The sequence below is a fragment of the Halomicrobium sp. HArcht1-1 genome (genome assembly GCF_058933285.1).
The window spans coordinates 131,633-149,869 of sequence record NZ_JBZYDL010000001.1; the positions used below are offsets into that span (position 1 = coordinate 131,633).

General features: G+C 67.5%; 18 protein-coding genes and 1 tRNA gene. 10 read left to right on the plus strand and 9 right to left on the minus strand.

The features are described 5' to 3' along the window. Positions 1-171: 171 nt before the first annotated feature. Positions 172-1,806: a potassium channel family protein gene (locus tag AC5FRZ_RS00720; protein WP_170092961.1), complete on the minus strand. Its 1,635-nt coding sequence runs from the start codon at positions 1,804-1,806 to the stop codon at positions 172-174. A gap of 269 nt (positions 1,807-2,075) precedes the next feature. Between AC5FRZ_RS00720 and ilvA the strand changes: the two genes are divergently transcribed. From ilvA to AC5FRZ_RS00740, 4 genes are all read left to right on the plus strand, one after another. Continuing rightward, complete coding sequence (ilvA, locus tag AC5FRZ_RS00725) at positions 2,076-3,287, plus strand: threonine ammonia-lyase (RefSeq protein WP_208627420.1); 1,212 nt, start codon at positions 2,076-2,078, stop codon at positions 3,285-3,287. A gap of 39 nt (positions 3,288-3,326) precedes the next feature. After that, positions 3,327-3,704 (plus strand): Rid family detoxifying hydrolase, encoded by a 378-nt coding sequence (locus AC5FRZ_RS00730; RefSeq protein WP_015761814.1) that lies wholly within the window; start codon positions 3,327-3,329, stop codon positions 3,702-3,704. A gap of 25 nt (positions 3,705-3,729) precedes the next feature. Continuing rightward, positions 3,730-3,954 (plus strand): DUF7981 family protein, encoded by a 225-nt coding sequence (locus AC5FRZ_RS00735; RefSeq protein WP_153552218.1) that lies wholly within the window; start codon positions 3,730-3,732, stop codon positions 3,952-3,954. Positions 3,955-3,982: 28 nt separating this feature from the next. After that, positions 3,983-4,064 (plus strand) — tRNA-Ser (locus tag AC5FRZ_RS00740). A gap of 236 nt (positions 4,065-4,300) precedes the next feature. On the opposite strand, the gene citZ is transcribed toward AC5FRZ_RS00740, so the two are convergent. Next, entirely contained in the window at positions 4,301-5,437 is a 1,137-nt protein-coding gene (gene citZ, locus AC5FRZ_RS00745) for a citrate synthase (RefSeq protein WP_372480004.1), read from the minus strand. Between the two features lie 229 nt (positions 5,438-5,666). Between citZ and AC5FRZ_RS00750 the strand changes: the two genes are divergently transcribed. Beyond that, positions 5,667-6,878, plus strand: a complete 1,212-nt coding sequence (locus AC5FRZ_RS00750) for a potassium channel family protein (protein ID WP_170092964.1) — start codon at positions 5,667-5,669, stop codon at positions 6,876-6,878. Here AC5FRZ_RS00750 and AC5FRZ_RS00755 read toward each other — a convergent pair. Next, positions 6,875-7,132 (minus strand): DUF7536 family protein, encoded by a 258-nt coding sequence (locus AC5FRZ_RS00755; protein WP_153552221.1) that lies wholly within the window; start codon positions 7,130-7,132, stop codon positions 6,875-6,877. The genes AC5FRZ_RS00750 and AC5FRZ_RS00755 overlap by 4 nt on opposite strands. Before the next feature lie 122 nt (positions 7,133-7,254). On the opposite strand from AC5FRZ_RS00755, the gene AC5FRZ_RS00760 reads away from it, so the two are divergent. Next, positions 7,255-8,211 (plus strand): succinylglutamate desuccinylase/aspartoacylase family protein, encoded by a 957-nt coding sequence (locus AC5FRZ_RS00760; RefSeq protein WP_493563613.1) that lies wholly within the window; start codon positions 7,255-7,257, stop codon positions 8,209-8,211. A gap of 42 nt (positions 8,212-8,253) precedes the next feature. Further along, positions 8,254-9,333: a threonine synthase gene (locus AC5FRZ_RS00765; protein ID WP_493563614.1), complete on the plus strand. Its 1,080-nt coding sequence runs from the start codon at positions 8,254-8,256 to the stop codon at positions 9,331-9,333. Here the strand turns inward: AC5FRZ_RS00765 and AC5FRZ_RS00770 are convergent. Further along, entirely contained in the window at positions 9,330-9,551 is a 222-nt protein-coding gene (locus tag AC5FRZ_RS00770) for a DUF7511 domain-containing protein (RefSeq protein ID WP_170092967.1), read from the minus strand. The genes AC5FRZ_RS00765 and AC5FRZ_RS00770 overlap by 4 nt on opposite strands. Before the next feature lie 218 nt (positions 9,552-9,769). Between AC5FRZ_RS00770 and AC5FRZ_RS00775 the strand changes: the two genes are divergently transcribed. Then, positions 9,770-11,449 carry a glycoside hydrolase family 9 protein gene (locus tag AC5FRZ_RS00775; protein ID WP_493563615.1) on the plus strand — a complete coding sequence of 560 codons (1,680 nt, stop codon included), beginning with the start codon at positions 9,770-9,772 and terminating at the stop codon, positions 11,447-11,449. 86 nt (positions 11,450-11,535) lie between these two features. Continuing rightward, the gene (locus AC5FRZ_RS00780; protein ID WP_493563616.1) at positions 11,536-12,318 is read left to right on the plus strand and encodes a DUF7260 family protein; all 783 of its coding nucleotides are present in this window, start codon (positions 11,536-11,538) and stop codon (positions 12,316-12,318) included. A gap of 36 nt (positions 12,319-12,354) precedes the next feature. Here AC5FRZ_RS00780 and AC5FRZ_RS00785 read toward each other — a convergent pair whose 3' ends face one another. Next, positions 12,355-13,617 carry a TiaS agmantine-binding domain-containing protein gene (locus AC5FRZ_RS00785; protein WP_493563617.1) on the minus strand — a complete coding sequence of 421 codons (1,263 nt, stop codon included), beginning with the start codon at positions 13,615-13,617 and terminating at the stop codon, positions 12,355-12,357. Positions 13,618-13,783: 166 nt separating this feature from the next. On the opposite strand from AC5FRZ_RS00785, the gene AC5FRZ_RS00790 reads away from it, so the two are divergent. Beyond that, a complete protein-coding gene (locus AC5FRZ_RS00790; RefSeq protein WP_170092971.1) occupies positions 13,784-14,752 on the plus strand; it encodes a transcriptional regulator in 969 nt (322 codons plus the stop codon). Between the two features lie 155 nt (positions 14,753-14,907). On the opposite strand, the gene AC5FRZ_RS00795 is transcribed toward AC5FRZ_RS00790, so the two are convergent. From AC5FRZ_RS00795 to AC5FRZ_RS00810, 4 genes are all read right to left on the minus strand, one after another. Further along, a complete protein-coding gene (locus AC5FRZ_RS00795; RefSeq protein ID WP_153552230.1) occupies positions 14,908-15,162 on the minus strand; it encodes a glutathione S-transferase N-terminal domain-containing protein in 255 nt (84 codons plus the stop codon). Between the two features lie 103 nt (positions 15,163-15,265). Next, positions 15,266-16,702: an NCS2 family permease gene (locus AC5FRZ_RS00800; RefSeq protein ID WP_372479995.1), complete on the minus strand. Its 1,437-nt coding sequence runs from the start codon at positions 16,700-16,702 to the stop codon at positions 15,266-15,268. A 78-nt stretch (positions 16,703-16,780) separates the two neighbouring features. Further along, positions 16,781-17,341, minus strand: coding sequence for an orotate phosphoribosyltransferase (pyrE, locus tag AC5FRZ_RS00805; RefSeq protein ID WP_493563618.1), 561 nt, complete (start codon positions 17,339-17,341; stop codon positions 16,781-16,783). Between the two features lie 157 nt (positions 17,342-17,498). Beyond that, entirely contained in the window at positions 17,499-18,191 is a 693-nt protein-coding gene (locus tag AC5FRZ_RS00810; protein ID WP_170092973.1) for a phosphoribosyltransferase, read from the minus strand. Between the last annotated feature and the right edge of the window lie 46 nt (positions 18,192-18,237).

An 18,237-nucleotide genomic window follows, 5' to 3' on the forward strand; every position in this document is an offset into this window, starting at 1 on the left:
TTGCCGACAGTGGGTGTGTACTACGGCAGTCCCGCAATACACGTCGTGGCCGCGGATCGCACGGATCGTGCAGCGGTGACGGCCGACAGTCTCGTACAGGTCATTGGAGACGCTTCCCGGTGATCGTCTCCCCCCTGGCGACGAGCGCCGGGCAACCGCTAACACGCCCGATCAGTCGAAGATCGCGCGGAACCGGTCGACGCTGTCGTCGGTGCCGGCGACGACCAGGTCGTCCCCGTCCGCCACGTGTACGTCCGGGCCAACGTCGGTGATCACGTCGCCGTTGCGTTCGACCGCGACGACGGTACACCCCGTCCGCGCCCGGACGCGGGCCTGTCCGAGCGTCTGCCCGGCGAGTTTGTCGGCCGCGGTACGGACGATCTCGACTTGCTCGTCCATCGAGATCACCTGTTCGTCGGCCAGGATCGTCGAGGCGAGCATCCGACCGCTGATCGTCGCCAGCGAGAGGACGTAGTCGGCTCCCGCGCGGTACATCTTCTGGACGTTCTCGGTCTGTTCGGCACGGGCGATGATCTCCACGTCGGGGTTGAGGTCGCCGATCACGAGCGTGGCGAACTCGGTGTCGGTGTCGTCGGACAGCGCGAGCACAACGGTGCGAGCGTCCGCGATGCCGGCGGCCCGGAGTTCGTCCGGTTCGGTGGCGTCCCCGACCACGTCGACGCCGGGCTTGTCTTCGTGGTCGATGACGGTGTAGTCGATGCCCGCCCGGTCGAGGGCCCGTGCCGTGGTCCGTCCGACTTCGCCGTAGCCGACGACGACGGTCTCGCCGTGGCCGAACTGGCGGACGCTGGACAGCGTCATGTCCTTGAGTCGCTGGAGCTGGTCCTCGCGGCCGGCCACGAGCAACACGGTGCCGTTGTCGAGGGTCGCGTCCGGCGAGGGCGGACTCTCGAACTCGCCCTGGAACCACGCGCCGATGACGTTGACGCCGGACTCCTCGCGGATCTCGCTGTCGGCCAGCGTGCGACCGACGAGATCGCTGCCGCGGTGGATCGGCAGTTCCGCGATGTCGAAGTCCTGTCCGATCTCGATGGTGTCGCCGACGGCCGTCGAGACGCTCGTCGTCACCTTTCCGGCGAGGCTCTCGCCCAGCAGCCGACGCGGCGACACGACGTGGTCTGCTCCGGCGAGGTCGTGGTACCGCTCTCGGTCTGGCTCCTCGACGACGCTGACCGTCGAGACGCTGTCGTCGACCTCGCGAGCCGTGAGGATGATACTGGTGTTGACCTCGTCCGCGGCGTCGGCGACCAGCGCGCGAGCGTCTGCCAGCCCCGCGTTCCGTAGCCCCTCGACCGACTGTGGGTCCGCGTGGATGACGCGGTGGCCGTCCTCGTAGAGCTCGGTCGCCCGCTCGCGGTCGGGCTCGACGACGACGTGGTCGACCCCCCAGGTGTCCAGTTCGCCGACGAGCGTCTCCCCGCGAGGCGTGTAGGTGCAGATGACGACGTGGTCCTCGATGTCGTTCTCGACGGTGGTCGGGACGTTCGTCGAGACGGCCTCCTCGAACAGCGGAAAGAGCAGCGCCGGCAGCGCCAGAAAGATCAGGACGACGCCGGTGATGTCCATCACCGTCACGAGCAGGAGCATCTCGGGGCTCTCCCACTTGGCGTCTGACCCGTACCCCGTCGTGGTGAACGTCTCGACGACGACCTGGAGAGCCTCCAGAAACGTCCGTGGCCGGCCGTCGAACGCGCTCATGCCGTAGTCGTAGACGAGCGTAAAGCCCAGCATGACACCGATCAGCCCGACGACGTACAGCGCAGTCCGTCGCTTCCAGGAGTCCATCTACACCAGTCTTATCGACCTCGGTAAAAACGGTTCTCCCTGCACCGAGCGGCCGGCAGCCACGCGTCAGACGCTCGTTTGCTCCGTCTCACGTCCTGCGGTTACACTTTCACTCCGCTTTCATCGCTTTTAACCCATCTCGTGTCCTTGGATCACTCGCACACCCTCCATCGGTGGTGGGCACCATCCATTTCGTTCCCCTTCCCCGAACGTCGCCCAGCGACGGCTGTCGCGCCAACAGTAACAAGCACCGGGGTGTAACTGCCAGTATGCTCGCTTTCGATGACGTGCTGGCCGCCCGCGATCGCGTCGCCGAAACGGCTCGACACACCCCGCTCGACTACTCGCACACCTTCTCGTCGATGACGGGCGCGGACGTACACCTCAAACTCGAACTGTTCCAGCGGACCGGCTCGTTCAAGATCCGTGGCGCGACCAACCGGATCGCGACACTGTCGGCGTCCGAACGCGAGGCGGGCGTCGTCACCGCCAGCGCGGGCAACCACGCACAGGGCGTGGCGCTGGCTGCGACCCGGATCGGCGTCGATTCGACGATCGTCATGCCCGAACGTGCCCCCGTCTCGAAGGTCCAGGCCACCGAGAACTACGGCGGTCGCGTGGTCCTCCACGGGCGAGACTACGACGCGGCCGCCCAGAAGGCCCACGAGATCGAGCGCGAGTCCGGCCGGACCTACGTCCACGCCTTCGACGACGAGATGGTGATGGCCGGCCAGGGGACGATCGGGCTGGAGATCTACGAGGACCTGCCCGGCGTCGACACCGTCGTCGTCCCCATCGGCGGCGGCGGCCTCGTCAGTGGGATCGCGACGGCGCTGAAGGGCCAGGACGACGACGTGCGCGTGATCGGCGTGCAGGCCGAGGGCGCATCCAGCGTCGCCGAGTCCCTAGAGAAGGGCCACCGGATCGAACGCGATTCGGTCCAGACCATCGCCGACGGGATCGCGACACGGACCGTCGGCGACCGGACCTTCGAGGTGATCGAAGAGCGCGTCGACGAGGTCGTCACCGTCTCCGATCCCGAAATCGCCGTCGCGCTGACGACGCTGCTGGAGCGGTCGAAGACGCTGGCCGAGGGAGCGGGCGCGGTCCCGCTTGCGGCCCTGCTCGAAGGGAAGTTCGACTACGAGGACGACGAGACGATCGTCCCGACGCTCTGTGGGGGCAACATCGACCTGAACACACTGACGAACGTCATCATGCGAGGGCTGGTCGAGACCGGCCGGTACTGCAAGATCAGGACCGTCCTGGAGGACCGGCCGGGCTCGCTGGAGGAACTGGTCGAGGTGCTGTCGGCGGCCCAGGTCAACGTCTACGGCATCGAGCACGACCGGACCTCGCGGGACATCGCCATGAACGACGCCGAGGTCGAACTGGATCTCGAAACGCGGGGACCGGACCACGTCGCGGAGCTGCTCGACCGGCTCGAAGACGCGGGCTTCGAGGTCGAAGTGCTTGTGTAGCGCCCCACATTTATGCCCTCGCCGGTCGCGCGTTGACGTATGAAACGGATTGTCAGTACCGACGCCGCCCCCGCCGCGGTCGGAGCGTACAGTCAGGCCACGACGACCGACGACCTCGTCTTTACGGCCGGACAGATCCCGCTGACCCCCGAGGGCGACCTGCTCGACGAGGCCGCCATCGACGTACAGGCCCAGCAGGCCCTCGAAAACGTCGAGGCCATCCTGGAGTCGTCGGGCACGAGCCTCGACAACGTGCTGAAGGTGACGGTGTACCTCGACGACATCGACGACTTCGAGGCGATGGACGACGCCTACGAGAGCTTCTTCGAGAGCGAGCCGCCGGCCCGCAGCGCCGTCGGCGTCGACGAACTCCCGAAGGGCGTCGGCGTCGAGATCGAGGCGATTGCGACGAAGTAAAGGCTGCCCGACCCACAGCGTCGGTATGGACGATCGGACCAGAGAGAGCCTGCTGTGGGGCGTCGTCGGAGCGCTGTCCTTTCTCGTGCTCGTCCAGGGCTACGAGCTACTCGCCGCCGCTACGGTGACCATTGGCGTCAAGGCCGGCGTCGCCCTGCTGGTCGGCCTCGCCACCACGGCGCTGACGACCGTCGCCCGCGACCGCCTCCTCGACGCCCGGCGTCGGCCAGCCGAGAACGAAAGCCCTTAATCACACGCCCGCCGACGTATCGACGCGTGCCAGGATGGCCGAACGGTAAGGCGCACGCCTGGAAAGCGTGTTCCCTTTCGGGATTCTGGGTTCAAATCCCAGTCCTGGCGTCTTCTGGAGCGAACATCACGCCGAGAACCGTGGAGCGTGTTCTCGGCTTCCGTGAGCGGCGAAGACGGTGATAACTGGGATTTGAGCTCGCGAGTCGCAGCCCCGGAACGGTCGAACAGAGCGAGCGAACTCGCGAGCGGCGATCATGGCGACAGCTGGCGTCTTCTGACGCGAACGGATCGCTGAGAACGGCAGCTGTCTGTTCGGAAACGTGGCCGAAAAACCGGACGGCCGCCTATCGCTCGTCGAGGGGCACGAACGTCTGGTCTGTCGGGCCGACGTAGCGAGCGCGTGGGCGGATCAGCCGATTGTTCTCGTACTGTTCGAGGACGTGGGCCGTCCAGCCGCCGACGCGGGACATCGCGAAGATGGGTGTGTAGATGTCGATGGGGATGCCCATCTGGTAGTACGTCGAGGCCGAGTAGAAGTCGACGTTCGGGGCCAGACCCTTCTCTTCTTTGAGGTAGTCCTCGATGGCGGTGGACATCTCGTACCACTTGAGCGAACCTGCGGCCTCCCCCAGTTCCTTCGAGCGCTGGCTGAGGATCTTCGCTCGCGGGTCCTTGACGTTGTAGACGCGGTGACCGAAGCCGGAGACGCGACGGCCCTCGTCGAGTGCGGTCTTCACCCAGTCGATCGGGTCCTGCTCGGCGTCGTCGACCTCCTTGAGCATCTCCATGACGTCCTGGTTCGCGCCGCCGTGGAGCGATCCCTTCAGCGTGCCGATCGCGGAGGTGATCGCGCTGTGGAGATCCGACAGCGTCGAGGTCGTGACCATGGCCGAGAACGTCGAGGCGTTGATGCCGTGGTCGGCGTGGAGCACGAGCGCCATGTCGAACGTCTCGGCGAGCACCTCGTCCGGTGCCTCGCCGTTGAGCATGTAGAGGAAGTTCGCGGCGTGAGAGAGGTCTTCCCGCGGTTCGACGGCGTCTTTCCCGTCACGGAACCGGGCGAAGGCAGCCAGCACGGTCGGGATCTTGGCGGTGATCCGGCGACCTTTCCGGAGGTTTGCGTCGAGGTCGGTCGGGTCGGCCTCGGCGTCGGGATCGTGCGAGGACAGCATCGAGACCGCCGTTCGGAGTGCGGCCATCGGGTTCTCGTCGGCGTCGGCGAGCTGCTCGACGGTCTGCATGACGTCGTCGTCGACGTGTCGCTCCTCGACCATCGCGTCGGTGAACTCGTCGAGTTCCGCTGCGTTCGGGAGGTGACCGTGCCAGAGGAGATACAGGACCTCCTCGAAGCTTGCGCCGGTCGCCAGGTCCTCGATCGTGTAGCCACGATAGACGAGCTTGCCCGCGTCACCGTCGATCTTGCTGAGCTCCGACTCGGTAACGAGGACACCCTCCAGACCTTGCTTGAGGTCGTCGGACATACGCAGAGAGTTTTTTACCTGCCGGGAAAAACATTGTCTTTCTGTGCGTCGCTTGCCCCGGTCTGTGTGGGAGATTTTTGAACGTTTAGCCATCGATCGGGCCGACAGTGGACGATCGTTCCGACCACCGCACAGAGTTCGACAGAACGGTGATTCGGAGCGGGCGACTCGGCGTCGGCGAGGCCGCCACGGCGAATAGCTTTTGCCCGCCCCCCGCGCAGGTGGAGACATGTCGACCGAGGTGGCCTACGAGCCGGTCAGCGTCAAGGCGGTGCTGGCCGAGATGAAAGACACCGCCGAGCTGTTGATCGATCTCTCGTACTCGGCGGTGTTGCTGGGCAGCGACGAGGTCGCCGCAGAAGTGCTCGAACTCGAAGAGCAGATGGACGTGTTGCAGTTGCGCGCCCGCATGAGTCTGCTCATGGCCGCCCGGAACACGGAAGACGCCGAGGCGCTGGCCCCCGTGCTGGGGATGGTCGGGGCCGCAGAGAAGATCTCCGACGCGGCCGGCGACATCGCCAAGGTCGTGCTCGAAGACATCGGTCTGCCGGAGGCGATGCGGGCCACGCTCCCGGAGGCCGTCGAGACGATCGTCCGTGCGACCGTCGCGCCGGGGTCGCGACTCGCCGACGAGACGCTTGGCGATCTCAACCTCGAAACCGAGACCGGCGTCCGCGCCATCGCGGTCCGGCGGGCCGGCGACTGGCTCCTCAACCCCGACGCCGAGACGACCGTCGCGGCCGGCGACGTGGTGCTCTTTCGGGGCCCGGACGACGGGATCGGCGAGGTGTATCGGGACGCGACCGGCGAGGGCTACGAGCCACCGGCACCGCCCGAGAGCGACATCGAGGACCTAGAGCGGGCCGTCGACTCGATCGTGCTGATGAAAGACATGGGCGAGCTGGCCGTCGATCTGGCCTACGGCGCAGTGCTGTTCGACGACACAGATCTGGCCGAGGAGGTCGTCGAACTCGAAGCCGAGGTCGACGCCCTCCAGTCCCGGTTCGAGGCCTGGACGCTCCAGGCGGCCGGTCGCCACGACGACCCGATCTCGCTGCGCGGGCTCGTCCACCTGGCCCGGGCGACGGAGGTGATCTCCGACGCCGCACTGGAGATCAGCGAGGGCGTCCTGCGGGGCCTCTCGACACACCCCGTCGTCGCCGAAGCGGTCCGGGAGTCCGACGAGGTGATCGTCAGCGTCCCGGTCGCGGCCGACAGTGCCCTCGACGGCACCACCATCGGCCGACGGCAGGTCAAGACGGAGACGGGCATGCGGATCATCGCCGTTCGTCACGCTGGCGCGAGCGATCGGACCGGACGCGAGGGGGGCGACTGGGAGGTGTCGCCGGGGCCGGAGACGACGCTGGCAGCCGGCGACGTACTGATCGCGAAGGGAACGCGCAGTGGTGCCCAGCGGTTCGAGGCGTTGGCCGGCGACTAGAGCGACCGGATCTGGCGGATCGCCGAGCCGGCGACGAACACCGCGGTGATGAGTCCACCCAGTGAGACGAACAGAACGAACGCCAGTCCGGTGTACAGCACCGCCGGCCGCTGGGCTCCGGGGATGACGACGAAGAAGGCAAAGACCGCCGCAGTGAGCAGCGCTGCCAGGAAGAAGCCGCGCTTGGCGTGAGTCGGGACGTTCAGCGCTGCCACGAGCGCGCCGGGGCCGGTGTCGGGCTGACTCTCTGACACGGCAGTCCCTTGGGACGGCCCGAATAAGGAGCCGTCGGTTCCGGCCAGCCCACGACCGCGAGCGGGTTCGCTACGGCGCGAATCCGAACCAGTAAAAGTCCCGGCCACCCAAAGTCGTTCAAATGGTTACCCTCGGGACGGCGACGGCCCAGCCGGGCGAGACGGACACGGGACGGCTGGCAGTCGGCGAAACACGGGACGGAAGCGAGGTCGGGCTGCCGGTCGCCGTCGTCAACGGGGCCGACGACGGCAAGACGCTGTACCTCCAGGCCGCGAGCGACGGCGACGAACTCAACGGCGTCGGCGTCGTCCAGCGGGTCGTCCCACGGCTCGATCCCGCCGAGATCTCCGGAACGATTCTCGTCGTCGGGATCGTCAACTACCACGCCTTCCAGGTGGCAGAGCACCGGAACCCGATCGACGACACGAAGATGAACCGGGCGTACCCGGGCAACGACGAGGGCACGTCCTCGGAGCGGATCGCCGCGGCGACGTTCGACGCCGCCACGCGGGCGGATCTCGTGGTCGATCTCCACCAGGGGTCGACCTCGCAGATGATCGACGAGTGTCGCGTCCGCTGTGGCACGCGCCACCGCCTCCACGACGAGTGTCTCGAACTGGCGAAGGTGTTTGGCTGTGGGTACATCCTCGACCAGAAGGGCCCGGACGGCCAGCTCGCGCGAGCTGCACCGGACGAGGGCGTGCCGACGATCGATCCGGAGCTGGGCGGCTGTGTCGGCTGGGACGAGCAGTCGATCCAGCGTGGCGTCGAGGGCGTGTACAACGTGTTGCGGTACTACGGGTTCCTCGCGGCGTCGCACAGCTTCGAGGCCCAGACCCGCGCTCGGGGGTTCGACCAGTACGGTTCCCCGGCGGGCGGTCTCGTCGACTTCCAGAAGCAACTCGGCGACCGTGTCACACGCGGTGACACGCTGTACACGATCACCGACGTGTTCGGCCAGCAGAAAGACGTGGTTACCGCCCGCTCCAGCGGGATCTTCTGGCGGGCACGACGCCTCCCCCAGGTGGCGACCGGCGAGTACGTCTGTTCGGTCGGGACCGACATCGACTCGGTGTAGCCGGGCGACAGCTTTCCGTACCGGCGACCCGACACCACGACCATGTACCACTGCGAAGCCTGTGGTCGCGAGTACGGACCCGACGGCCCCTGGCGGTGTGCCTGTGGCCACGCCCTGGACTACGCCGAGCGCCCGCTGCCCGACGCCGACGACCCACCGGACCCGGCGACACTCGACCGTGATCGTGGGCTCTGGAGCTTCGAGTCGTTCCTCCCGGTCGACCGGCACGTCTCGCTTGGAGAGGGGTGGACGCCGCTGATCGACGACACGGTATTCGACGCCCAGCTCAAGCTCGACTCCGTCTTTCCGACGGGGAGCTTCAAGGATCGCGGGGCGACGGTCACGCTCTCTCAGGCCGACGCGCTGGGCGTCGAGCGGGTGGTCGAAGACTCCTCTGGCAACGCGGGGCTGGCGATCGCGACCTACGCGGCGCGGGCGGGGATCGACGCCGAGATCTACGTCCCGGCCGACGCCAAGCCGACGAAGCTCCGAAAGATCGAGCGGACCGGCGCGGACGTGGTCCGGATCGAGGGCACTCGCGGGGACGTGACCGACGCCTGCCACGACGCCCTCGACGAGGCGGACGCCTGGTACGCCAGCCACGCCTGGCAGCCCGCCTTCTTCGCCGGGACGGCCACCTGGGCACTGGAGGTGGCGGCCCAGCGAAACTGGTCGGTGCCGGACGCGGTCGTCGTCCCCGTCGGCCACGGGACGCTGTTGCTCGGGGCCTATCGCGGTTTTCGGGCACTGCGAGCGGCCGGCTGGACCGAGCGAGTGCCACGCTTGCTGGGCGCACAGGCCAGTGGCTACGCGCCGATCGCCGCCGGCCGGCAGGCCAGTGACGGCGAGGCCGAGGACGCAAACGAGGTCGCCGACGGCATCCAGATCCACAGACCGGCACGGGGCGATCAGTTGCTCGACGCCCTCGACGCGACCGGCGGCACCGCCGTCGCCGTCGACGCCACGGCTACCGAGCGAGCCCACGACCGCCTCGCACGGGCCGGGTATCAGGTCGAGCCGACCTGCGCGACCGCGCTTGCCGGGCTAGAGCGGTTTCGAGCGGCGGGGACGATCACGGCGGACGAGGACGTGGTGGTCGTCCTGTCCGGACAGAACCACTAGCGGCAGTCGGCGACGTCGACGGCGAACGACGCGTCGACGGCCAGCCAGTGGGTCTCGGCGTCGACCGGATCGATGTCTTCGGGATAGAGGATACACCGCTTTGAGTCGTCGGCACGCTCCTCGACGACGGCAGACAGCTGTTCGCTGGGGAACTCCTCCTGGGGGAGCGGTTCCGGGGCGATCGACGGATTGGCCTCGCCCGACGATGGCTGGCTCATAGCACCGGATTGGGCCCCGAGCGGTATTGTTACAGAGCGACTACCGGCGTGTCGGCGTCTGAAACGACCGGCAGTCGGCGGCTTCCGGGGGCCTCAGACGGCCGGCCGCCGATCAGTGACGTGTGTCGTGACTCGGGGGCGAGACTGTCTCGTGACGGTGACAGCCGACAGTGTAAGCCGACCCTAAAGCTAAGCGGACGGGGGCAAAGATACGGACGATGGAGATTCTGGTCAACCAACTCGGCTACGAGACCGATGGTCCGAAACGAGCGGTCTGTCGCGCGACGGAGCGCCGCGACCTCGATCGCTTCGTGTTGCACGACGGGGACGGCGTCGTCTTCGAGGGGACGCCGGAGTTCGTCGGCGGCGTCGCCGACTGGGGAGAGTGGGTCTTCTGGACGCTCGATTTCTCCTCGCTCTCCGAGCCCGGCGAGTACACGCTCCGGGCCGGCGAGGCCCACTCGCGGCGCTTCGAGATCGGCGAAGACCTCCACAAGGAGACGCTCCTCTCCGATCTGCTGTACTACTGCAAGACCCAGCGTGCCAGCGGCGAGTACGACCGGGCCGACCGGTCGGTGCCGTTCGTGGGCGACCGCGAGGGGACCGTCGACGTACACGGCGGCTGGTACGACGCCTCGGGCGACATGAGCAAGTATCTGAGCCACCTCAGCTACGCCAACTACTTCAACCCACAGCAGGTCCCGATCGTCGCCTGGGGACTCGCCGACGGGCGGGACAGGCTACACGACGGCGACCACAGGCTGGGTGAGGAACTCGACGCGCGACTGCGCGAGGAGATCCACCACGGCGCGGACTTCCTCGTCCGGATGCAAGACGACGCGGGCTACTTCTACATGACCGTCTTCGACCAGTGGTCCAAGGACGTAGACCGGCGGGAGATCTGTGCCTACGAGACCGAGGAGGGACACAAGACGACCGACTACGAGGCCGGATACCGACAGGGCGGGGGCGTCGCGATCGCCGCGCTGGCTCGCGCCAGCCAGGTCGAGGGACCGGGCGCGTTCGACCGAGAGACCTACCGCGAGGCCGCGATCGAGGGGTTCGACCACCTGCAGGCCCACAACACGGCGTACCTCGACGACGGGACCGAGAACGTCATCGACGACTACTGCGCGTTGCTCGCCGCCACGGAACTTGCCGCCGCCACGGACGACGAGCGGTTCCGGACGGCCGCCAGAGAGCGCGCCCAGTCGCTGCTCGACCGCCAGACGAGCGACGATCGCTACGACGGGTGGTGGCGTGCGGACGACGACGACCGCCCCTTCTATCACGCGGCCGACGAGGGACTGCCGATCGTCGCACTGTTGCGCTACCGGGAGGTCGACGCCGACGGACCGCTGGACGACGCCGTCGCGAACGCGATCGAGCGCTTCTGGACGTTCCAGACGACGATCGGCGACGAGGTCACCAACCCCTTCGACTACCCGCGCCAGTACGCCAGACCGGTCGACGAGGACGAACCGCGCGCGTCGTTCTTCATGCCCCACGAGAACGAGACCGGCTACTGGTGGCAGGGCGAGAACGCCCGGATCGCATCGCTGGCGACCGCTGCCGCGCGGTCGCGGGCACAGCTCGACGCGGAGCTTGGCGAGCGCCTCGATCAGTTCGCCCAGGCGCAACTGGACTGGATCCTCGGGTCGAACCCCTTCGGCGTCTGCATGGTCCACGGCGTCGGCGCGCCGGAACCGACCTACCACCGCCAGTTTCGCAACGTCCCCGGCGGCGTCCAGAACGGTATCACCGCCGGCTTCGAGAACGAGGCCGACATCGCCTACTGTCCCGAGCCCTGGGGCGACGACCACGCGCACCGCTGGCGCTGGGCCGAGCAGTGGATTCCCCACTCGGCCTGGCTGTTCCTGGCGGTCAGCTCGCTGTAGCGTCGGGAGCGGTATATAGGACACATAGCAACCGCCTACATCCCCCGTTCCGTCGCCACCGCTACGAGCGAGCGGCCACCCGAACCATGCCAGAGACACGCCAGTCCCGGATCGAGCACGCGCTCGAACTGCTCGACCGGGAAGTGACCTACGCGAGCGACGAACGGTCCGCGTTCGAGCGGTTCCGGTCCCGCGTCCGGACGCTCGATCCGACGAGTCCGAGAGACCCCGGCGTCCGGGCGGGCGGCGGTGGCGTCGTCGCCCTCGAAACGGCCGCGCCGCCGGACGCCGCGGCACGCACGGTCCGACAGGCCTACGACGAGACGGTCCTGTCGGTGCCACACTTCGAGGCCGAGTACGGCGAGACGCTACGGCAGAACTTCGAGGCGGAGCTGGGGACCGAAGTCACCGTCCAGGTGTTCGAGACCGGGCGGGTGACACAGCCGGTCCACGACGCCCTGCTGGCGGCCACCGAGCAGGCGATCGAAGAGCGGACGACGTACCTGGAGACGCTCCGGACCGAACGGGACTCGCTGTGTCGGGCTCGCGACCGGCTCGACGACTGCGAATCGCGGGCTGCCGAGCTCGGGGCACGGCTCACGACGGCGGACAGCCCCGATCGCAGCGGGATCGACGAACAGTTGCAGTCACTCGAAGCGGTCTGTGAGGACGTGGCCCAGACCAGGCAGGAACTGCTCCACGGCCGTTCGACCGCACAGCTGGTCGGCATCTCCGGGGAGACGCTCGTCCAGTTCCTCTACGCGGAGTGTACGGCGACGTGTCCGGTGCTGGCCGACGCCGCCGACTGCATCGAGACGATCCGACACCAGCGTCGGCGGAGTCTCACGCTGCCGACCGTCACGTCCTGACGCGCGTCGCGGCCTGTGCGCGCCGTGGCCGGCGACTCACCGCTCGGGGTGGCACGGGCCGTCGAAGCCGCCCCGGACGAGCGGCTTGGCGACGTGACGCCGCGCCACCGGCGGGACCTCGTACCAGCCGGGCTCGATCGCTCGGGCCAGCGGGCGCTCGACCTTGCCGTCGCGGTGGGTGTCACAGTCTCGACAGCGGTAGCCCTGATCGCGCCCGGCGCTGCTCATCGATCGGCCGCACGCCGGACACTCCGGTGTCACCAGTTCCGTCTGGACGGGATCACGCAGCGCGAACTTCTCCAGTTTGAGCGTGCCGTCGCCGACCTCGCCACAGACCGTCAGCACGTCGCCGGGACGGAGCGCCCGGACCCGGTCCCGGAAGCGCTTGGTCGGCTCGAAGGCCGCACACTCGACCGTCGTGTCCCCGTCGGCCAGTGTGAGGAAGACGTGGCCACCTTCCCGCGTTTCCGGTGGCTCGACCACGGTCCCGTCGGTCCGGTAGGCACTGCCGTCGGTCAGCGCGTCCAGCGGGGCCGACCGGAGGTGAGCGTCGGTCCCCTGATTCGTCACGAAGGTCCGCGTCCGGTCGACCGGTTCGCCGTCGATCGCCGCCGCAACGCTGCGACAGGCCTCTGGATCGTCGCCGCGGATGCCGTAGAGGATCGGACACGGCGTCCGGGGGACACAGACCGGATATCCCGACGCGTGATCGACGGTGTCCCAGACCGTCGGGTAGTGGCGGTCGGCGGCGGCGAAGACGGAGTCGGGGTCGACGGAGCGCTCGGTTCCCCAGCGGTCGCGCTCGCGGTAGGCGATGTGCTCGTACGTCCAGTCCTCGAAGGCTCGCCAGGCACCGACCGCAGCGAGCGCGCCGATCAGACCGCGACCGTTGCCGACGGCCGTCGACTCGAAGCCGGCGTCGGCGATCCGTCGGCGGGCCGTCTCGACGTCGAGTAGCTCGTGGACGGCAGCCTCGGCGTGGTCGGCGACGGGCTCGGGGACGGCCGCCGGATCACAGTCCGCGACGACCAGTCCGGGGTTCGTCCGGGGATCGTCGGCCGCCATGGCGAGTGCGTCGGCCCCGAGATCGAGTGCGCGATCGGCGGACACGTCACAGTGGACCGCCAGCGCGGCGTTGCCGCGGGTCTTGTGCTCGACGGCGGGGTCGAGTCGGACCAGCAGCGTCCGCTGGACCGACCCGCCCGCGGCCTCGATGCGCTCTGCCAGCCGCGTGGCTGCGAACGTCGTACACATCCCCTCGGTGCGGGAGTCGGTGTCGTCGAGGCCGATGACCGTCACGCCGTCGGCTACGCTACGGGACACTTTCGGCGTTTCGACTGTCGGTGAGCCCGCAAGCGCGTCGACCTGTCGTCGAGTAGACGAGAACTGGAGATACAGCCGTCCTATCCCGGCGCAACGCATATATGCAGCGAATATCTTGTGTTATAGAGAGGGACAGAGTACTATGTCACGGTCGGCACTGGTCGAGAACGTCACGGCGATGCTGGAAGACGCTGGCTTCCTCGTCAGCGACCGGTGTGCGATTCGGCCGAAGAGCTTCGACGTTGCAGCGCGGCGCGGGGAGGACGTGTTGCTGGTGAAGATCCTGGGCAACATCGACGCGTTCGACGCCATGACCGGCGCGGAGATGCGACGCCTGGGGACCTACCTGAACGCGACGCCGATGGTCGTCGGCCTCCGGACCCGCGACGAGGAACTCAAACCCGGCGTCGTCTACTTCAGGCACGGCGTCCCGGTGCTGTCGCCGGACACGGCGATGGACCTGTTCGTCGAGGAAGTCCCGCCGCTGATCTACGCCGCGCCGGGCGGGCTGTACGTCAACATCGACAGCGAGGTCCTCGCAGACGCCCGCGAGGAACGGGACTGGTCGCTGGGGCGACTCGCAAAGGAACTGGGCGTCTCCCGCCGGACCGTCTCGAAGTACGAGGACGGAATGGACGCCTCCGTCGACGTGGCCGCCGAGCTCGAAGAGCTGTTCGACGCGCCGCTCACGTCGCCGGTCAGCGTCCTCGAGGGAGCCGAAGCCGTCCGAGAGGAGGACGACACTCCCGACGACCCGGACATCGATCCGGCCGACGAGTCGCTCGTGACGGTCTTTACCCGGATCGGCTTCGAGGTCCACCCGACGGATCGAGCGCCGTTCAAGACCGTCTCCGAGAACGAGCACGAGCGCCAGCAGGTCCTGACCGGTCGCTCGGAGTTCACCAAGACCGCCGAGAAGCGCGCCCGGATCATGTCCTCGGTCGGCGAGGTCACCCGGACCCGCTCGATCTACGTGGTCGACGAACTCAAACGGGAGTCCGTCGACGGCACCGCCATCATCGAGGAGTCGGAGATGGAGGCCATCGACGACGCCGACGACCTGCGAGACCTGATCATGGAACGGGGCGACGATCCGGAAGAAGTGGCCTAGCAGCGAACGTCGGCTGCACTGGATTTGCTGCCACGACCGAAATCTCGGCAGTAGAGACACCGAAAGGGTGAGGATCGCTCCGTTCCCGGACCGCTCGTCGCAAAACGTGGGCGAAAAGACCGTCCACTCGCTTCGCTCGTGGACGAAGGCACTCCTTACGCTGCGCCGCCGTACGTCTCTTCGAGGTACTCGACGATGTCGTCGGACTCGGACATCCCATCGACGCCGTTGTCGGGGTCGACCAGGACTGGGACGCCGGTCTGGCCCGAGACCTCCTCGACCTCGGTGCGCTCGTCGTGGGAGCGCGGGACCATGTGCGACTCGTAGTCGAGGTCGAGTTCGTCGAGTTTGTCGATCACTTTCGCGCAATAGGGGCAGCCTTCCAGTTCGTACAGTTCGAGGTTCGTCATCGAGAGAAGGTAGAAGCTCGCGGTATATCAGGACCACGGTGGTGTGTGGCGTCCGGACACAGCCACGCCGGCAGCGCCGAATCGCCAGCGAGAGCCACGCCGATCAGAGCTGGCCCGCGAGGAGCCCGCTCGTGCGGACGAAGAAGTAGAAGACGAACGCAGCCGCGAGGACCCACTGGCCGGCGTGGACGTCGCTGGCTTCGCCCTGTGCCGCTTTGACGATCGGGTAGGAGATGATGCCAGCGGCGATACCGTAGGAGATCGAGTAGGTGAAGGGCATGATGAACATCGTCAGGCCGGCCGGAACCGACTGGGAGAGGTCCGACCAGTCGATGTCGGTGATGTTGGCGAGCATCAGCACCGCCACGACCACGAGCGCGATGTGGGAGGCGTGCAGCGGCACCGCCGCGGCGAGTGGCACGAGCGCCAGCGAGGCGAGAAAGAGGAGGGCGACGACGAGGGCCGTCAGTCCCGTCCGACCACCCTCCTCGACGCCGGTCGAGGACTCGATGTAGGTCGTCACCGTCGAGGTGCCGATGATCCCGCCGACGGTCGTCCCGACCGCGTCGGCCATCAGCGGCCGGTCGATGTCGGGGAGGTTGCCGTCCTCGTCGAGGAAGCCCGCGATCTGGGAGACGCCGGTCAGCGTCCCGGCGGTGTCGAAGAAGTCCACGAAGAAGAACGTGAACACGATCAGCGAGAAGCCCAGCGCGTCGACGTTCGAGAACCCGCGGAGGAACGCGCCGATCAGCGGCGTGATGTCGTACCCCGCCACCGAGTAGACCACGTCGGTCGTCCCCGTCAGTGAAGTGGGAGTGTAGAGGAAGACGCCCTCCAGCGACGGGACGGTGGGGTCGGCGGGCACGTAGCCCAGTGCGTCGGCGGCGTAGGAGGCGAGCGTCGTGACGACAATCCCGATCACGATCGAGCCGGGCACGTCGGCGGCGTACAGCGCGAACGTCAGGAACAGGCCGACGACGGAGATGATCGCGATGGGGTCGGTGGCGAAGACGGGGTTGAACTGGAGGAAGGTCGCAGGGTCGGAAGCGACGACGTGCATCGCCTCCAGCCCGATGATCGCCAGGAACAGGCCGATCCCCGCTCCGACGGCGAACTTCACCGGTTTGGGGAACAGTCTGATGATGTACTCGCGAGCACCGGCCATCGTCAGGACGATGAACAGCACGCCCTCGACGACGACGGCGGCGAGCGCCGTCTCCCAGGGGACATTGAGCCCGCGGACCACGGTGAACGCGAAGAAGGCGTTCAGGCCGAGCCCCGGTGCCTGCGCGAAGGGACGGTTGGCGTAGAACGCCATCACGAGCGTCGCGACCGCCGCGGCGATGATCGTCACGACGGTGAGCATCTGTCTGGTCTGTGCGTCGGTCCGGCCAGCGACGTCGATCGCTTGTCCCAGAATCGAGGGGTTGACGACGACGATGTAACTCATCGTCAGGAACGTCGTCAGACCGGCGAGCACCTCCGTCCGAACGTCGGTGTCGTGTTCGTCAAGTCCGAAGAATCGTTCGAATACGCCCATCTACCTGTCACTCAGTCTTGTCGCTGTTAAACGTGACGAGAACGGTGGCGACCAGTTAGCGTTTTGAGGAGTGGGCGCTCACTCGGCAGCGTCGTCGGGCTGGTCGGCCAGCAGCTCCGACGCCGTCACGAGCGATGACAGTTCGAGGTCGTGCTCGGCGAGGTTCCCGGCGGCACCCTCCTCGCGGTCGACGACGACGAGGACCCGGGAGACCGTCGCACCCGCCTCACGCAGCGCCTCGGCGGCGTCGACGGCGCTCTGGCCGGTCGTCGCGATGTCTTCGAGGATCACGACCTCCTCGCCCTCGGTGAGGTCGCCCTCGATGAGGTTGGCGGTGCCGTACTCCTTCTGTTGCTTGCGCGCGATGACGTACGGCGTGCCCGTCTCGACGCTTGTGACGGCCACCAGCGGGACCGCACCCAGTGCGACGCCCGCGAGCGTGGTGTCGTCGGCGTACCAGTCGGCCCCCGCGAGCGTCTCGGCGAAGGCCTCGCCGATCAGTGCCAGACACTCCGGGTTCGTCTCGAAGACGTACTTGTCGACGTAGTAGTCGCTGGTCCCACCGTGTGAGAGTTCGAACTCGCCGTACTTGACGGCGTCAGCGTCCCGCAGCGCGGCGATGAGTTCGTCGTTGGCCATACCGCCAGTCTGCGGTGTGGGCGCTAAAAGGCGTTGAAACGGCGTCGCGTCCGGTCGGTAGGGTCGCCCCGTACGGATCGTGTCGCCCGTTCCGGTGAACGACTTCCCCACCCCGAGGTGGGGAAACGATCACCGGACATCGCTCCGACAATCCGTCTCAGTCCGCGAGCCGCCAGCCGCCGTCGGCCCACTCGATCACGTCGCGTCGCTCCATCTCGGTCAGCACCTCGTCGAGGCGGTTGGGCTGGGCGATCTCCATCTGGATGCGTTCGACGCCGTGGTACTCGCGAAACAGCTGTCGCAGGTCGTCCTCGTCGTGGACTCGCTGGTCGCTCTTTGCCATCAGTCCCGAGAGGAGTTCGATCATGTCCTCGACGAAGTTCCAGGGGTAGACGACCCAGGTCCACTCTTCGAGGCGCTCGCCGACGAAGTCCGGTTCGTGCTTGCTGGTGTCGAGCAACTGGAGCGTGGCCGTCCGGACGCTGGCGGGGTCTGCCTCGCGGACGTAGTCGGCGGCGGTCTGGATCGACTCGCCGGTGTCGGCGATGTCGTCGACGACCAGCACGTCCTTGCCGGCGACGGAGTCGTCGGGCATCGGGTACTTGATCTGGGCCTCCTGGCCGGACTGGGCCGTGCCGACGTAGTGTTCGACCTTCAGACTCGTCAGGTCGTCCAGTCCGAGGAAGTCACAGAGACAGCGCCCGCCGAACCAGCCCCCGCGGGCCAGCGCGACGACCACGTCCGGTTCGAAGTCCGCGGCCTTCACGTCGTTGGCGACGTGGCGACACAGGCCGTAGATGTACTCCCAGTTGGTGATGGTACACGAGAACTCCTCGGGGAGATCGCTCATACACGACCTGCGTGTGCGGGCGACCTTAAGCCGATTGCAACGGGTA

Coding starts and splice junctions, on each gene's coding strand:
- AC5FRZ_RS00720 (WP_170092961.1), bottom strand. CDS start 1,806: ATGGACTCCTGGAAGCGACGGACTGCGCTGTACGTCGTCGGGCTGATC.
- ilvA (WP_208627420.1), top strand. CDS start 2,076: ATGCTCGCTTTCGATGACGTGCTGGCCGCCCGCGATCGCGTCGCCGAA.
- AC5FRZ_RS00730 (WP_015761814.1), top strand. CDS start 3,327: ATGAAACGGATTGTCAGTACCGACGCCGCCCCCGCCGCGGTCGGAGCG.
- AC5FRZ_RS00735 (WP_153552218.1), top strand. CDS start 3,730: ATGGACGATCGGACCAGAGAGAGCCTGCTGTGGGGCGTCGTCGGAGCG.
- citZ (WP_372480004.1), bottom strand. CDS start 5,437: ATGTCCGACGACCTCAAGCAAGGTCTGGAGGGTGTCCTCGTTACCGAG.
- AC5FRZ_RS00750 (WP_170092964.1), top strand. CDS start 5,667: ATGTCGACCGAGGTGGCCTACGAGCCGGTCAGCGTCAAGGCGGTGCTG.
- AC5FRZ_RS00760 (WP_493563613.1), top strand. CDS start 7,255: ATGGTTACCCTCGGGACGGCGACGGCCCAGCCGGGCGAGACGGACACG.
- AC5FRZ_RS00765 (WP_493563614.1), top strand. CDS start 8,254: ATGTACCACTGCGAAGCCTGTGGTCGCGAGTACGGACCCGACGGCCCC.
- AC5FRZ_RS00770 (WP_170092967.1), bottom strand. CDS start 9,551: ATGAGCCAGCCATCGTCGGGCGAGGCCAATCCGTCGATCGCCCCGGAA.
- AC5FRZ_RS00775 (WP_493563615.1), top strand. CDS start 9,770: ATGGAGATTCTGGTCAACCAACTCGGCTACGAGACCGATGGTCCGAAA.
- AC5FRZ_RS00780 (WP_493563616.1), top strand. CDS start 11,536: ATGCCAGAGACACGCCAGTCCCGGATCGAGCACGCGCTCGAACTGCTC.
- AC5FRZ_RS00790 (WP_170092971.1), top strand. CDS start 13,784: ATGTCACGGTCGGCACTGGTCGAGAACGTCACGGCGATGCTGGAAGAC.
- AC5FRZ_RS00795 (WP_153552230.1), bottom strand. CDS start 15,162: ATGACGAACCTCGAACTGTACGAACTGGAAGGCTGCCCCTATTGCGCG.
- AC5FRZ_RS00800 (WP_372479995.1), bottom strand. CDS start 16,702: ATGGGCGTATTCGAACGATTCTTCGGACTTGACGAACACGACACCGAC.
- pyrE (WP_493563618.1), bottom strand. CDS start 17,341: ATGGCCAACGACGAACTCATCGCCGCGCTGCGGGACGCTGACGCCGTC.
- AC5FRZ_RS00810 (WP_170092973.1), bottom strand. CDS start 18,191: ATGAGCGATCTCCCCGAGGAGTTCTCGTGTACCATCACCAACTGGGAG.